Source organism: Alloalcanivorax venustensis, assembly GCF_047495515.1.
Classification (GTDB): Bacteria; Pseudomonadota; Gammaproteobacteria; order Pseudomonadales; family Alcanivoracaceae; genus Alloalcanivorax; species Alloalcanivorax venustensis.
The window spans coordinates 928085-943479 of sequence record NZ_CP179934.1 but is presented as its reverse complement, the minus strand read 5'-3'; the positions used below and the strand labels follow the sequence as shown (position 1 = coordinate 943479).

Genomic DNA, 15395 nt, shown 5'->3' with positions numbered 1-15395 from the left:
CGGCGCCTCCGTCAGGTGGCGTCGGTCACCGTGAGCTGGTAGCCGGCGGCCTGGAAAAACTCCTGCTCCTGCTCCAGGTCGGCCAGGGTGAGCGGGTGCTCGGCCAGCCAGCCGGCCGGGAACACCAACTCCAGGGTGCGCTCGCCGGCGTTCAGGGTGAGCGGCGGCACCGGCGCGCCGTTGCGCGCGTGGTGCATGCGACAGGCCAGCCTGAGCAGCAGACACAACCGCAGCAGCCGGGCCTGTTCATCCTCGGGGCACTCCGCCAGCGTGGACAGCGGCACCTTGCGGCGGTGGCCGCGCACCAGCACCGCCACCGCCTGCTGGGCCTGGCGCGAGAAGCCGGGCAGGTCGGAATTGGACACCAGGTAGGCGCCGTGCTTGTGAAACTGGCTGTGCGACACCGCCAGCCCCACCTCATGCAGCAGGGCCGCCCAGCGCAGCGTGGCCTGCGCTTCTTCGTCCTCGAGATCCCAGTCGCCGGCGGCCTGCCGGTACAGGCCCCGGGCGGTTTCCCAGACGCGCTCGGCCTGGGCGCGCTCCACGTGGTGCCGATTCATCAGCGCCTGCACACTGCGCTCGCGGACGTCCTCATGGGCAAAGCGCCCCAACAGGTCGTACAGCAGGCCTTCGCGCAGGGCGCCGCTGGACACCTGCATGTGGGCCAGCCCCATCTGCTCGAAAATGCCCAGCAGAATCGCCAGGCCGGAGGCGAAAATCGCCTTGCGGTCGTCGCGCAGTCCTTTCAGCGACAGGGCGTCCGCGCTGCCCGCCTTGATCGCCTTGCGGCGCGCCTTGTCGAGCCCCTCCAGGCTGATGCCTTCGGTGCTCCAGCCGTTCTCCTCGCACACCTGGGCAATCGCCTTGATGGTGCCCGAGGCGCCCACCGCCTGGGCCCAGCCCAAACGGCGGTAGTTGGTTTCGATGGACAGCACTTCCTGACGGGCCGCGGTGACCGCCTTCTTGAACGCCGCCTCGGTGATCTTGCCGTCGGCGAAAAAGCGCTGCCCATAGCTGACACAGCCCATGTGCAGGGATTCGGTTTCCGTGGACTCGAAGCGCTCGCCGATTATCAGCTCGGTGGAGCCACCGCCGATATCCACCACCAGCCGCGCGCCGGCGTCATCGGCGAGGCTGTGCGCCACGCCCAGGTAGATCAGCCGGGCCTCCTCGCGGCCCGCCACCACTTCGATGTCGTGCCCCAGAGCGTGTTCGGCGCGGGCGATGAACTGGGTGGCGTTGCGCGCCATGCGCAGGGTGTTGGTGCCCACCACGCGCACATTGCCGCGGGGGATGCCCTTGATGCGCTGGGCGAAGCGGCTCAGGCAGTCCAGCGCCTGGGTCTGGGCGTCTTCGTCGAGGCGGTTGTCGGGCCCCAGGCCGGCGCCCAACTGCACCTTTTCGGACAAACTTTCCAGGACCCGCACCTCGCCCTGGGCCTGCCGGGCCACCACCATGTGAAAACTGTTGGACCCCAAATCGATGGCGGCCAGATGTTCAGGTTGTCGCAAAACCCCTCTCCTTGACGGTCCAGAGCCGGCCGTGAAACGGCCCCGAGCGGGCGCCACGCGGGCGTTCCCGCTGCTTCGGCGCGCCGCCGATAGGCGCGCTCTGTCGGCACCATTGTTCGGCGCGCTTGAAATCCGCGCGCCAGACCCCGATATTAATCGACCTGTGACGGCGTCGGCTGCGTGTCGGCGTCATCATCCCGCGAAAGCCTAGCAGGAGATTTCAATGAGCGGCGAGATTATCAACGTGACCGACGCGGATTTCGAGGAGAAAGTCCTGAAAGCCGACGGTCCGGTTCTGGTGGACTACTGGGCGCCCTGGTGCGGCCCCTGCAAAATGGTAGCGCCGATCCTGGAAGACCTGTCCGGGGATTACGCCGGCAAGCTCACCATTGCCAAGCTGAACATCGACGAGAACCCGGACACGCCCAAGAAGTACGGCGTGCGCGGCATCCCCACGCTGACCGTGTTCAAGAACGGCGACGTGGAAGCCACCAAGGTCGGCGCTCTGTCGAAGTCCCAGCTCACCGCGTTCCTGGACAGCACGCTCTGATCCAGCCGGTGAATGCGCCACGGGCCCTCCGGCCCGTGGCCGCCCTTGCCTCTCACGGACTGCGCGTCCCGGACTAGACAGCCCTCCGGCCCGGTGGTACATTCCCGAATCAACGTATTCGCACCCTCTGGCAGGGATCTCTAATTCGTACGTTTCTGAGCGTCCTTTTTCCGAGATAGTTATCCTGTCCGGCCCCTGGCATTCAGGCCCCGCCGACGGATGATTTGCAAGGGTTTCATCGTTTATCGCTCCCGCTGAATGCGTCAGCCTTAGCCAAGCAGGCCCCGTTCTCCACGATGTCCCCGACCTTGGGAGACCGTGAAACGGCCCCTGCGAATGCAAATGAATCAATAAGAAATTCCGAGGCTCTCCGGCCCGGATCCGACCATCGAGAGACACCAATCCAAGGTGTATTCCGTCAATTCATTTCTGGACATCCTGTAAAACACCAATGAATCTTTCCGAACTGAAACAGAAGCCGATCGGCGAACTTCTGGATATTGCCAAGGAACTCGGCCTGGAGAACCTGGCGAGAACCCGCAAACAGGACGTTATCTTCTCCATCCTCAAGCGAGCCGCCAAGAACGGCTCGGACATCTACGGTGATGGGGTGCTGGAAATTCTGCAGGACGGCTTCGGCTTCCTGCGCTCCGCGGAAGGCTCTTACCTGGCCGGCCCGGATGACATTTACGTGTCGCCCAGCCAGATACGTCGCTTCAACCTGCGCACCGGCGACACCATCGCCGGCAAGATCCGGCCCCCCAAGGATGGCGAACGCTACTTCGCCATGCTCAAGGTCAGTGAGATCAACACCGACCGGCCGGAAAACGCCAAAACCAAGATCCTGTTCGAGAACCTGACCCCGCTGTTCCCCACCGAGCGGATGGTCATGGAAGTCGGCAACGGCTCCACCGAGGACATCACCGCCCGGGTGATCGACCTGGTGGCGCCGATCGGCAAAGGCCAGCGCGGCCTGATCGTGGCGCCGCCCAAAGCCGGTAAGACCATGCTTCTCCAGGGTATCGCCCAGTCCATCGCCCGCAACAACCCCGAAACGCACATGATCGTGCTGCTGATCGACGAGCGGCCCGAGGAAGTGACCGAGATGTCACGCACGGTGCGCGGGGAAGTGGTGGCCTCCACCTTCGACGAACCGCCGGCCCGCCACGTGCAGGTCGCCGAGATGGTGATCGAGAAAGCCAAGCGGCTGGTGGAACACAAACAGGACGTGGTGATTCTGCTCGACTCCATCACCCGTCTGGCGCGCGCCTACAACACCGTGCAGCCGAGCTCCGGCAAGGTGCTCACCGGTGGTGTCGACGCCCACGCCCTGGAAAAGCCCAAGCGCTTCTTCGGCGCGGCGCGGAACATCGAGGAAGGCGGCAGCCTGACCATCCTCGCCACCGCCCTGGTGGAGACCGGCTCCAAGATGGACGAAGTGATCTACGAGGAGTTCAAGGGCACCGGCAACATGGAACTGCACCTGGACCGCAAGGTGGCGGAAAAGCGTGTGTTCCCGGCCATGAACATCAAGCGCTCCGGCACCCGCCGCGAAGAGCGGCTGGTGAGCGAGGACGAGCTGCAGAAGATGTGGATTCTGCGCAAGGTCCTCCATCCGATGGACGAAATCGGCGCCATGGAATTCCTGATCGACCGCATGAAGCAGACCAAGACCAATGCGGAATTCTTCGATTCCATGAAGCGCAAGTAACAGCGGCGGTCTTTCCACAAGGCCCCGTTACGAAAAACGCCCCGGTGATCGCCGGGGCGTTTTTCGTTTCAGGGCCGGGGTTCAGAACGCGCGCTGCACGCTCAGCCGCCAGGTGCGCGGCAGAATCGGGTGGTAGTGCAGGTCCTCCACCCCCGCCGCCGGCTCGCCCTGCAGGCGGGACGCGTAGAAGTAATCGATATCGTGGTCGCCGGAATCGGCCAGATTCAGCACCTCCACCGCCAGCTCCCAATCGCCGCCACGCCAACCCGCCTTGACGTTCTGAATGGTGGTGCTGGACGACTCCTGATCCGAGAATGAATCCAGCGGCCGCGGGCCCAGATGCCGAATACGGTAACCGCCGAACCAGTGGCCGCTATGGTAGTGGGCGCCGGCGCCAATCACCCGATCGGGCGCGCCTTCCACATAGTCCCCCTCTCCGGGTTCATCATCCCGGTAGCGGGCACGGGTGGCCGCCAGCTCCAGGTCCAGGGACAGCCAATCGGTGGGGTTATAGAACACATTGAACTCCACCCCGCGCCGCAGGCTCGGCCGCCCAGCCTCGGTGTTGCCGGCGTCGCCCACGAACAGCAGCTCCGAATCCAGCCGCAGCTGCCACAGCGCCAGCGACATCTCCAGATTCCGTGCCGGGTAGAAACGCGCGCCCAGCTCCTCGCCGCGCGAGCGCACCAGCGGATCCACCTTTTCCGCCGCCGAACCGTCCAGCGGGTCCACTTCAATGGTGGTGCCGCGGGCGTCGTTACTGTGGAAGCCGAAACCACTTGAGAGGTAATACTCGGCCTGTTCGCTGGCCAGCCACACCAAACTGAATTTGGGGCTGACGATGCCGTCGTCCGCATTGCCGGAATTGGCGGACAGGTCGACGCCGTTTTCGTTGATGCCGGCGCGGTCGTTCACATCGAAGTAATAGTGGTCATAGCGAAGCCCGGCGGTGGCCCGCCAGCGCTCGGCGAGCTGAAACTCCAGGCTGCCGAACACTCCGGCGGCGGTTTGCGACACCTCGTCGCGACGCACCGTGCCGATACGTTGCCGCCCGGCGCTGCTGAACAGGCCCACATCGCGGATGTCGTCGTACCGCAGGCTGAGCCCCCAGCGGCCGGTCACCGGCATGCCGGCCAGACGCAGATCGTTATTGAACGACACCTCACCGCCATAGACGCCACGCTCATCCACCTGCTCGAACTCGTCGCCGTTGGCCGGATCGTCCAGGAAGTAGGTGAAGTTGGACCAAAGATTGAGCCCGTAGTCGATGGCGTAAATCGTGCCCTGCTGGCGCGGGTTACTCCAGGAGAGCGACAGAGAATAGCGCTCGCTTTCACCGCCGGCGTCCTCATCCAGGGAGCCGAGCTCATCGATCAGACCGGAGCGCACCGCCCGCCGGGGGATCTGATCGGCGCTGTTCCAGCGGTTGCTGTAGCCCATCACCGTGGTGGTGTAGCGGGTATCGCCCTGGTTCCAGCCATAGCGAAGCAGACCGTTATACTTCTCCACGTCTTCGCTGACGTCCTCCCAGGGGCCGTTGTAGGTCTGGCTCTCCAGCGCGTAGACCAGGTCGCCGTCGCCCACCGCCGAGCCGCCGTACAGCAGCGCCCGGTAATAGTCGTCGCCCCCGGCGGTGAGCTTTAGACGCTGCCCTTCGGCGCGGGTGCGCGTGCGGATATCCACACTACCGGCACCGGAGAAGTCGCCCACGCCGGCGTAATAGGGCCCCTTCCGGTAGTAGACGTCATCGATCATTTCCGGAATCAGGAAATTGATATCGGTGTAGCCCTGGCCGTGCCCGTGGGTGGGCATGTTCACCGGCATGCCGTCCACCGACGTATTGAAATCGGTGCCGTGATCCAGATTGAAACCGCGCAGGAAGTACTGATTGGCCTTGCCGCTGCCCGAATGCTGGGTGGCGATCAGCCCGGGCACCGTTTCCATTACCTCCCCGGTTCTCAGAATCGGACGGGTGCGCAATTCGTCACCGTCCACCCGGCCTTCCGAGGCCGCCACCGGCGGCGGCTGTTGCTGGGTTTGGCCGGTCACGTTAACCGGTTGCAGCTCATGGGCGCTCACTGGCGAAGACATCGCCCAGAGCAACCCCATGACGGCGGCGCCTGCCCCGACCCTTTGAATACGCATCCCTTGGACCCCTGTCTGTTTTTAACATTCTTGGGTCTTGGTTACAGGAGGAGAGATGAAGATGGCGCGAACTTGGCCGAATACATCCAGACCCTCCTTGGATACTGGAGTCTGGTCAAGTTGTAATCCCCCCGAAAAGTAATCGAGGTTTTGAGTAGAGACTTTTACACTGATGGCATTGAGGAGCGACACATGAAGAAGTCTCGATTTTCCGACAGCCAGATCCTGGCGATTCTGAAGCAGCACGAAGCCGGAGTTCCGGTGGCGGAACTGTCCCGCGAACACAACGTGAGTACAGCGCTGATCTACCAGTGGCGTTCGAAGTTTGGCGGCATGGACGCCTCGCTGATGAAGCGTCTGAAAGAACTGGAGGCCGAGAACGCCCGTCTGAAGAAGATGTATGCTGAGGAGCGCCTCAAAGCCGAACTGCGCCAGGAAGCACTGGAGGGAAAGTTGTAAGGCCGTCTCAACGCCGGGAGATGGCCATGAAGGGCGTTGCCAAGCACGGTATCAGTGTCCGGCTCGCCTGTGTCGTGTACGGCATTAGTGAAACCTGCTACCGCTACCAGGCAAAGCTTAGCGGCGAAAACGCCCTGATTGCGGACTGGCTGCTTAAGCTCACGCAGGCCCACAAGCGCTGGGGATTCGGGTTATGTTTCCTGTATTTACGTAACGTGAAAGGCTATGCCTGGAACCACAAGCGGGTGTATCGGATCTATCGGGAGCTGGAACTCAACTTGCGGATCAAGCCCCGGCGGAGGATCAAGCGGGGTTATCCGGGCGAATTGGCGGTGCCGACGGCGCCGAATCAGGTCTGGTCGATGGATTTCATGGGCGACCAACTGGTCAGCGGCAAATCGTTGAGAACATTCAATGTGCTCGACGACTACAATCGCGAAGGGCTCGGTATTGAAGTTGACCTGTCACTGCCTGCACAACGAGTAATACGTGCGCTTGACCAGATCATCGAATGGCGAGGAAAGCCCGCTGCCCTACGCTGTGATAACGGCCCGGAATATATTTCGCAGGCGCTGGTGGAGTGGGCCAACAGGCAGCGGATTACACTGATCTACATCCAGCCAGGCAAACCGACCCAGAACGCGTACATTGAGCGGTTCAACCGAACCGCACGGCACGAATGGTTGGATCTACATGAGTTCACCAGCGTTGCTCACGCCCAGCTATTAGCGACTCAATGGCTCTGGCATTACAATCACGAGCGACCGAACTCGGCTATCGGCGGCGTGCCGCCGGCCCGGCTGTTACAAACCGGTTAACCCTCTACTCAAATTGGCGATTAAAAATGGGGGGATTACAAAGTCAACCTTCCCCATTATGAAGAGGTGTCCATTAAAGCAGGAGAGACTAAAGGTCCGGGTTGAATTAAGTGTTAGGGGCGGTTCCGCGAAGCTTCGCGAGTAAGCCACCACGCGACTACGGCCGCAAACAAGTTAATCCCGATAAACCACGGCTTCCCAGTCTGCATGAGTGAGTAATTAAAGGTACTACCAAGCAAGACATTGCCATCGATCTTGAATGGAAAGGCCTGGAGTACCACCGTTGCGTGGAAGCCGTTGGATAGAAAGTATCCCAGGATAGGGGATCCAAACGCAGGGATCTGGATCAGCCAATACTTGGCGGCGGATCGCTCGGCGCCAGGCCGATTCTCAAGCAATCGAACTCCGCACCAGACACCCCATGCATAGATGACGATAAACCCGGTACAAAATAGCCACTCAATAGGATTGCTCCGAGCCAGAAGCAGAGGAAGTGCAGCGGTAACGCCGATTGATCCTCCACCAAGAGTAAGAACACCAACTATCCGTCTCCGCCAAAGCTTCATCACGCCCCCGGAACACTCCATTAAGCTTTACCACCAATTTAGGCCATATTTTCAGCCACATCTTCCTGATTGCTCGAGGCGGCATCATTGGTTCTTGTATGAGCAGCCGGCATCATGGCTTTTCCGCTGCAGCACCTCCCGAACCGCCTCGTCCTTGGACTCCGGGGTGTAACGTTGGCTGTTCACGGCGTTCCTCCCAGCTTCAATCATAGGCCAGCAGTGTCTACTGTACTGGGGGAACTGCACCGGTCGGCTGCAGCCCCTGGTTAGCCATCCGCAATCTCCGACCACCGAAGGTAGAACAACAGATAGGGGTCCCGAATATCGAAAACGTCGTTTTCCCCATCCCATTCGACCACATTGTCGTTAGCGGAATCGTTTGCAATATTAGCTGTATGGAAGCAGGCATTTGTGATGCTGGAACCACTGGGAGAAACACCGTCACATAGCGAACCAATCCTGTCGACCAGTGGCTGATACCTAAAATTTAGCCGAGGAGGGTCGACCGATAATGCTTTAAGGAGAAACCGATACACATCTCCTTGCCACCCAAATTTTGATATATAGATTTTCCTATCTGAACCTCGTGTTTTAGGTCCATCTAACATTTTCTCAGCTATCGAACTATAGTCTGTCGAGGCGACAGTCCTGCGGCAGATTTCGTCGAAGAATTCCTTTTCGTATATTAAGTCGGTAGGGCTATCTGGGACGTCCCTTATCCCTTTTTCAAGACAAGCGTTTAAACATAGGTATTGCATTAACTGGGGCGAACCAGCTGCTTCCTCGGCAAGACGATCTACAAGGCCATTTCTATAGACTATATTTGCTTTATCGAACCCCTTGTAAGCAATTTTCTTAAGAAAATCGCTATTCCAGTAGTCAAAGTCTATTGAGAAAAAGCGGCCCCTCAAATCAGGATTGCTGCGAATGACGTCGTCAGAATGGTATGGCACAGAAGCACAGATAAACTTTACACCTTGCCTGATCGCTTCTTTAATTTGCTCAGCCAAATCAGATTGGATTGAATGCTCTATGTAGTGAAAGTCGTCAATGAAGACTACGAAATCTGTGTCCGCCAATTCTCTGATTAGTAGCTGCAAGAAATCAATCGCAGCCGTTTCCAACTCAACTTGGCCACTTTCATAACTTGCCGAAGCCGACGCTTCTCCCTTCGCTTTAGCGACCAGAATTCCGCCTTCGCCTCCAACCTTACCACCGATTGTTCCCGACTTCGTTGAGCTAGTATTGGAGCTCCTTTCAATAGGGGTCCCTATGATGTCGAAAACTCGCAGCCATAGATCAGAGGGCGTTTTCACGCCAGCCCCGGTTACCTGAATTAAATTCTCCCTTCCCAATACGTTCTCAACGAAGACTGTCTTCCCTGATTTAGAGGGACCAGATATTGATACCAGCATTGAGCCATCTTCAATGGTGTCCCTCAGCTGATCTTCCTTGTCCTTCAAGTGATCATCGACATAAGTCCATGTTGGGAATCGTCCAGGTGTAAATATTTCTCTGGTTCTCATTTAATCCTAAATCCTATTTTTTATTGGATAACGCCTCAATAACCGGCGCAGCTCTGCTGCGTCCGGCGCCGCAGGCGCGCAGTTAATCGATTTGTTATCTGTAATCTTGCTCGGAGAAGCATGTCAAACATCGTCCCTCCATACATATTACGTTTCCTTTGCAATCGTCTTCTTGGCACTTCTTTCGCTCGACATTATGTGATGCACTACAAACGACACAGAATAAAGTTTCCGAGCTAGGTGTATTTGGAGAAAGGATTGCATACTTTGAATCTGTTACATCCCATTCGTGATTAAGCCAGTAATGACATTCAGGGCAGAAATAGTTTCTCTGCTTGAGGTTGTGACCCAGCATTTCTCCCGTACGTTTATTTCCTAAATAAGAAACAAAAAATTCAATATATGTAGTAACGCTGGCTTTTTCATGGTCTGAGTCGTAGATCCCAAACAATGGTTCATTAAATATATGTTCCTTAAGTTGAGTCCACCATATACCAGGACCCCATATGTGAACCATAAGCGTATAAAATATATCCAATATATATTGAGGAGTGATGTTATCTTCAATAACTCCATGCGTAATCTGATTTCTCTTTTTCCTGAGATCTTCGAGTTTGCTAGCTGTTTGATCTGATATTTTCCCCAAACCTAGTTCTTGATAGAGAGCTAAGAGATCATCAAATTGAAGTATGAAAAGCTCACTAAATTTCTTCGAAGATGTGCGACCTCCCCACTTTTTGGGCTCGTCCGCAAGAAGCATAAGAGGAGAGATTTTGCATATCTCTTTCTTGATTAAGTTTTCTAGACTTAAAAATAGTAAAGTTAAAGAATTATTTAAAATTCCTTGATGATATTTCCAGCACTCTGCCATATCCACTTCATAATCTTCGATATCCTCATCTTTATGATCGTTTGAGGTAATTAGATCTATAGACTGGATTAAGTACTGAATACTTTGACGTTCGAAGTCTTTAGGAGCTGGTCGGTCTACAATCATCTTCGGTGTCTACTTTACAGATAACGCTTGCATAAACGGTGTCCGACTAGGGCGCCCGGTGGGGGCCCATAGGGCCGGAACGAATTTGATGCATTTGTTATCATTAGGCGCCTGGTGTTTTGACATCTTTGACATCAATACTAAACAGAAGTTGGGAGATGTCCGAAGAGTAAAGCTCCTTATCGTGCATACCTACAGACCCACGAATCTGGAGACATAACCTTGTGAATGATAGAATTTCTTGTTCGGTTTGCAGCGTACCCCCAGCTCTCAGGAAATCGGCTAGGTGATGAACCACACTTGCATGGCCGTATACACAAATTCGCGATTTAGCGTCAGCTAAGTTTGAAAGCTCCCCGGTTACTGCAGTTCGTTGATCTTTACGCTGAGCCACAGCTATTTTCGATACAGAATTTAGAAAATCAGAATAGGCTTTGTTTTGCAGCTCAGAGAGACTGCTTGCTACCTGATTCTTCCGGTTGAAGAAGCCTTGTAGCAAAGCACCAACTACCACACCAAGAATACCGATAAAAGGTACTAAAGCTACGAGCTCATCTTTCACTCAATCACCTTTCGAAATTACTAACAGGTACTAGGACGCCGGCTCAAGTATCCAATGAACACGTCTTCGCCCCATCCCAACCTCTGGTTTTTATATAGAGCCGAATAAATCAGATATTTCATAAAGTTACAAACCTATCGTTTTGCGGCCCGTACCCGCTCGCGTGACCGCTTTGTTTGCCGATGCCAATCATACTGTCCATGCGGGCAGCCCCGGAGACGGTGGGTCGGCTGCTATACTGCCGCCACCTTGCAGCCGGCGAGATTGGATTGATGAAATACCGCGACCTGCGCGACTTTATTCAGCAACTGGAAAAGCTGGGCGAACTGAAACGGGTGACCCGCGAGGTGGACCCGCGCCTGGAGATGACCGAGATCTGCGACCGCACGCTGAAGGCGGGCGGGCCGGCGATTTTGTTTGAGAACCCCAAGGGGTCGTCGATCCCGGTGCTGGGGAATCTGTTCGGCACCGAGCGGCGCGTGGCGCTGGGCATGGGCCGGGAGTCGGTGGAAGAGCTGCGCGAACTCGGCGAGCTGCTGGCCTTCCTGAAGGAGCCTGAGCCGCCCAAGGGATTCCGCGACGCCTGGGAGAAGCTGCCGATCTTCCGCAAGGTGCTGAGCATGAACCCCAAGGTGGGCGGCTCGGGGCCCTGCCAGGAACACGTCATCGAAGGCGACGACGTGGACCTCACCCAGCTGCCGATTCAGACCTGCTGGCCAGGCGACGCCGGCCCGCTGGTGACCTGGCCGCTGGTGATTACCCGCGGGCCCAATAAGGAACGTCAGAACCTGGGCATCTATCGCCAGCAGCTGATCGGCCGCAACAAGCTGATTATGCGTTGGCTCGGCCACCGTGGCGGCGCGCTCGATTTCCAGGAATGGCAGGAAGCCCACCCCGGCGAGCCGTTTCCGGTGGCGGTGGCGCTGGGCGCCGACCCGGCCACCATCCTGGGCGCGGTGACGCCGGTGCCGGACACCCTCAGTGAATACGGCTTCGCCGGCCTGCTGCGCGGCTCGCGCACCGAGCTGGTGAAATGCATCGGCTCCAACCTGCAGGTGCCGGCCAGCGCCGAGTTCGTGCTGGAAGGCCATCTTCAGCCCGGCGAGTACGCCGACGAGGGGCCGTTCGGCGACCACACCGGCTACTACAACGAGGTGGAACGCTTCCCGGTGTTCACCGTGGACCGCATCACCCACCGCCGCGACCCGATCTACCACAGCACCTACACCGGCCGACCGCCGGACGAACCGGCGGTGCTGGGCGTGGCGATGAACGAAATCTTCGTGCCGATCCTGAAAAAGCAGTTTCCGGAAATCGTCGATTTCTATCTGCCGCCGGAGGGCTGCTCCTACCGCATGGCGGTGGTGACCATGAAGAAGCAGTACCCGGGCCACGCCAAGCGCGTGATGATGGGGGTGTGGTCGTTCCTGCGCCAGTTCATGTACACCAAATTCGTTATCGTCTGCGACGATGACGTTAACGCCCGCGACTGGAAGGACGTGATCTGGGCGATCACCACCCGCATGGACCCGGTGCGCGACACCGTGATGGTGGAGAACACCCCCATCGACTATCTGGATTTCGCCTCGCCGGTGGCCGGGCTGGGCTCCAAGATGGGCCTCGACGCGACGAGCAAATGGCCCGGCGAAACCAACCGCGAGTGGGGCCGGGCGATCAGCATGGACGACGACGTCAAAGCCCGGGTCGACGAAATGTGGAGCGAACTGGGGCTGGACTAGGCGCCGGCCCCGGGCATTGACGACCCGTGCACGGGACGCACGATAGACTATTGCACTTTTCTGGTACGACAGTACCATTAAGGTATAAGGCGCCGCAGGTCGGTGCCTAGTACAACAATAGCCGAAAGGACTCCGCCGTCATGTTGCAACGACTTCCCCGCCGCGCCTTCCTGAAAGCGCTGGCCGCGTCCGCCGGCGCCGCCGCCGTACCGACCCTGGCCGGCGCCGGGCAAGCCGACGGCAACGCACAGGGCGAGCGCGCCAGCTGGCAGAACTGGTCCGGCAACCAGACCGCGCGGCCGCGCAACCTGGCTTACCCGGCGGACGAAGCCGCCCTGGCCCGGCTGCTCGCCAACACCGAGGGCACGGTGCGGCCGTTCGGCGGCAGCCACTCGTTCAGCGCCGTGGTCCCCACCGGCGACACCCTGGTGTCCCTGGAGGCCATCAACGGGCTGCGCAGCGTCGACGCCGGCGCGCTGCGCTTCGGCGCCGGCACCCGCATCGCCCAGGCCAGCAGCGAGGCCTGGAGCGAAGGCCGCAGCCTGATCAACGAACCGGACATCAACCTGCAGTCGCTGGCCGGCGCCATCGCCACCGGCACCCACGGCACCGGCCTGGGCCTGCCGTGCCTGTCCGACCAGGTGGTGGGCCTGGAACTGATGGACACCGAAGGCACCCTGCACCGGCTCGACCACAACGACGGCGACCGCTTCCAGGCGGCCCGCTGCGGCCTGGGGGCCCTGGGTCTGATCACCGCCGTGACCCTGGACAGCGCCCCGGCCTACCGGCTGGAAGAGCACACCTGGACGCTGCCGCTGGACGAAGCCATGGATTTCGTGGAGCGGGAGAAGGACAACTTCCGCAACATCGAGTTTTTCGCCTTTCCCCTCGGCGGCACCGCCATCGTCAAAACCATGTCGCTCACCGACGACCCGGAGGACGACCTGGCCCAGGACGACAGCAACGACCTGCTGGAGACGGTCTGCGAGCTGAGCATGCGCGCCGGCTGGCTGACCTCCACCCTGCAGAAGCTGGTGACCTTTTTCGTCGAGGAAAACCGCCGCCGAGGGCCGGCCCACAAGATCTACGCCAACCGCCGCACGGTGCGCTTCAACGAAATGGAATACACGGTGCCGGCGGAGAAAGGCATCGAGTGCCTGCAGGAAGTCTGCGAGGTAATCCGCGAGCAGGACATCAATGTGTTCTTCCCGATTGAGTTCCGCTACAGCGCCGCCGACGACACGCTGCTGTCCATGTTCAGCGGCCGCGCCGGGGCCAGCCTGTCGATCCATCAGTATTTCAAGCAGGACGCCACGCCGCTGTTCCGCGCCACCGAGCCGGTGCTGCGCCGGCACCGGGGCCGTCCGCACTGGGGCAAGCTGCACAGCCTGGGCGCCGACGAACTGCGCGAACTCTATCCGCGCTTCGACGACTTCCTCGCCCTGCGCCGCGAGCTGGACCCGCGCGGACGCTTGCTCAATGATCACCTGAGACACCTGTTCGGCATCGACGCCAAGGGGCAACCGGCATGAAAAGGCGCACCTTCCTGCTCGCCCTGGGCGGCGGCCTGGCGGCGGCCTGGTGGCTGAAACCCGGCGACCAGGGCGGCCCCCACGGCGCCTACTTCCAGCCCTACAACACCCTGTTCCGCGACAGCGGGCCGGGGCGCCCGCTGCTGTTCATCGACCGGCAACGGCTGGCGGCCAACTGCCGCCGCCTGCAGCAGGCGCTGCCGCCGGGCCGCGCCTACCGCATCGTCGCCAAATCATTGCCCAGCGTGCCGCTGATCCGCGAAGTGATGGCGCAGACCGGCACCGACCGGGTGATGGTGTTCCACCAGCCGTTCATCAACGCCATGGCCGAGGCGGAGCCGGGCTGCGACCTGCTGCTCGGCAAACCCATGCCGGTGCGGGCCGCCGCCCGCTTCTATGAGGAACTGCCGGAGGACGCCGGCTTCGACCCGGACCGCCAGTTGCAATGGCTGATCGACAGCGACGCGCGGCTGAAGGAGTACCTGGAACTGGCCCGGCGGCTGGACCGCCGGCTGCGCATCAATGTGGAAATCGACGTGGGTCTGCACCGCGGCGGGCTCACCGAGCCCGGGCAACTGGACGCACTGCTTGAGCGCATCGCCGCCCACCCCCGCCATCTGGCGTTCGCCGGCTTCATGGGCTACGACGCCCATGTGGGCAAGCTGCCGGACCTGGTGGAAAGCCGCGACACCAGCCTGCGCAAGGCCCAGGCGGTCTATCAAAGCTTTATCGACAGGCTTTACCAGGTCGCCCCTGAACTGCGCGAGCAGCCGCTCACGTTCAACGGTGCCGGCAGCCCCACCTTCACGCTGCACGGCGACGAGACGCCGCTCAACGAGCTGGCGGCCGGCTCCTGCCTGGTCAAGCCGTCGGATTTCGACGTGCCCAGCCTGAAGGACTTCGAGCCCGCCGCCTTTATCGCCGCGCCGGTGCTCAAGGCGCTGGACGGGCTCACCCTGCCCGGCCCGCTGCCGTTGGGCGACGCCTGGGCCCTGTGGGACCCCAACCGGCGACGCACTTATTTCATCTACGGCGGTTACTGGAAAGCGGAGCCGGTGTCGCCGCCGGGCATCCGCCGCAATGACCTGTACGGCGCCAGCACCAATCAGATGATGTACAACGGCTCGCCGGCCTCCGAGCTGGTGCCCGGCGATCAGCTGTTCTTCCGCCCCACGCAGAGCGAGTTCGTGCTGCTGCAGTTCGGCGACCTGGCGGCGGTGTCCGAACACCGCATCCAGGCCTGGTGGCCCCCTCTGCCCCAGGGCGAAGGGGCCTGAGC

At 59.8% G+C, this 15395-nt stretch carries 11 protein-coding genes; 6 read left to right on the top strand and 5 right to left on the bottom strand.

The window, feature by feature from the left end; genetic code table 11:
• Nucleotides 1-11: 11 nt before the first annotated feature.
• Complete coding sequence (gene ppx / locus ACMG4O_RS04510; RefSeq protein WP_414434504.1) at nt 12-1511, bottom strand: exopolyphosphatase; 1500 nt, start codon at nt 1509-1511, stop codon at nt 12-14.
• 223 nt (nt 1512-1734) lie between these two features.
• Between ppx and trxA the strand changes: the two genes are divergently transcribed.
• Nucleotides 1735-2061 carry a thioredoxin TrxA gene (trxA, locus tag ACMG4O_RS04505; RefSeq protein ID WP_067608627.1) on the top strand — a complete coding sequence of 109 codons (327 nt, stop codon included), beginning with the start codon at nt 1735-1737 and terminating at the stop codon, nt 2059-2061.
• Between the two features lie 451 nt (nt 2062-2512).
• Nucleotides 2513-3772, top strand: coding sequence for a transcription termination factor Rho (gene rho / locus ACMG4O_RS04500; protein WP_067608624.1), 1260 nt, complete (start codon nt 2513-2515; stop codon nt 3770-3772).
• Between the two features lie 81 nt (nt 3773-3853).
• Here the strand turns inward: rho and ACMG4O_RS04495 are convergent, their stop codons facing one another.
• Entirely contained in the window at nt 3854-5881 is a 2028-nt protein-coding gene (locus ACMG4O_RS04495) for a TonB-dependent receptor (protein WP_370233353.1), read from the bottom strand.
• Between the two features lie 228 nt (nt 5882-6109).
• Between ACMG4O_RS04495 and ACMG4O_RS04490 the strand changes: the two genes are divergently transcribed.
• Nucleotides 6110-7194, top strand: a protein-coding gene (locus ACMG4O_RS04490; protein ID WP_145912252.1) for an IS3 family transposase whose coding sequence is annotated in 2 segments (ribosomal slippage) — nt 6110-6359 and nt 6359-7194 — 1086 coding nt in all. Because the reading frame shifts where the segments join, the coding sequence is not laid out codon by codon here.
• A gap of 832 nt (nt 7195-8026) precedes the next feature.
• Here the strand turns inward: ACMG4O_RS04490 and ACMG4O_RS04485 are convergent.
• The 3 genes from ACMG4O_RS04485 to ACMG4O_RS04475 all read right to left on the bottom strand — a co-directional run bounded on the left by ACMG4O_RS04485 (nt 8027) and on the right by ACMG4O_RS04475 (nt 10845).
• Nucleotides 8027-9286, bottom strand: coding sequence for a hypothetical protein (locus ACMG4O_RS04485; protein ID WP_370233352.1), 1260 nt, complete (start codon nt 9284-9286; stop codon nt 8027-8029).
• A gap of 94 nt (nt 9287-9380) precedes the next feature.
• Nucleotides 9381-10283, bottom strand: coding sequence for a hypothetical protein (locus ACMG4O_RS04480; protein ID WP_370233351.1), 903 nt, complete (start codon nt 10281-10283; stop codon nt 9381-9383).
• A 103-nt stretch (nt 10284-10386) separates the two neighbouring features.
• Nucleotides 10387-10845: a hypothetical protein gene (locus ACMG4O_RS04475; RefSeq protein ID WP_370233350.1), complete on the bottom strand. Its 459-nt coding sequence runs from the start codon at nt 10843-10845 to the stop codon at nt 10387-10389.
• Nucleotides 10846-11117: 272 nt separating this feature from the next.
• On the opposite strand from ACMG4O_RS04475, the gene ubiD reads away from it, so the two are divergent.
• From ubiD to ACMG4O_RS04460, 3 genes are all read left to right on the top strand, one after another.
• Nucleotides 11118-12584, top strand: a complete 1467-nt coding sequence (ubiD, locus tag ACMG4O_RS04470) for a 4-hydroxy-3-polyprenylbenzoate decarboxylase (RefSeq protein ID WP_414434503.1) — start codon at nt 11118-11120, stop codon at nt 12582-12584.
• Between the two features lie 140 nt (nt 12585-12724).
• Complete coding sequence (locus tag ACMG4O_RS04465) at nt 12725-14116, top strand: D-arabinono-1,4-lactone oxidase (protein WP_335628125.1); 1392 nt, start codon at nt 12725-12727, stop codon at nt 14114-14116.
• Complete coding sequence (locus ACMG4O_RS04460) at nt 14113-15393, top strand: alanine racemase (RefSeq protein WP_370233616.1); 1281 nt, start codon at nt 14113-14115, stop codon at nt 15391-15393. The genes ACMG4O_RS04465 and ACMG4O_RS04460 overlap by 4 nt, the downstream gene beginning before the upstream one ends.
• Nucleotides 15394-15395 lie beyond the last annotated feature (2 nt).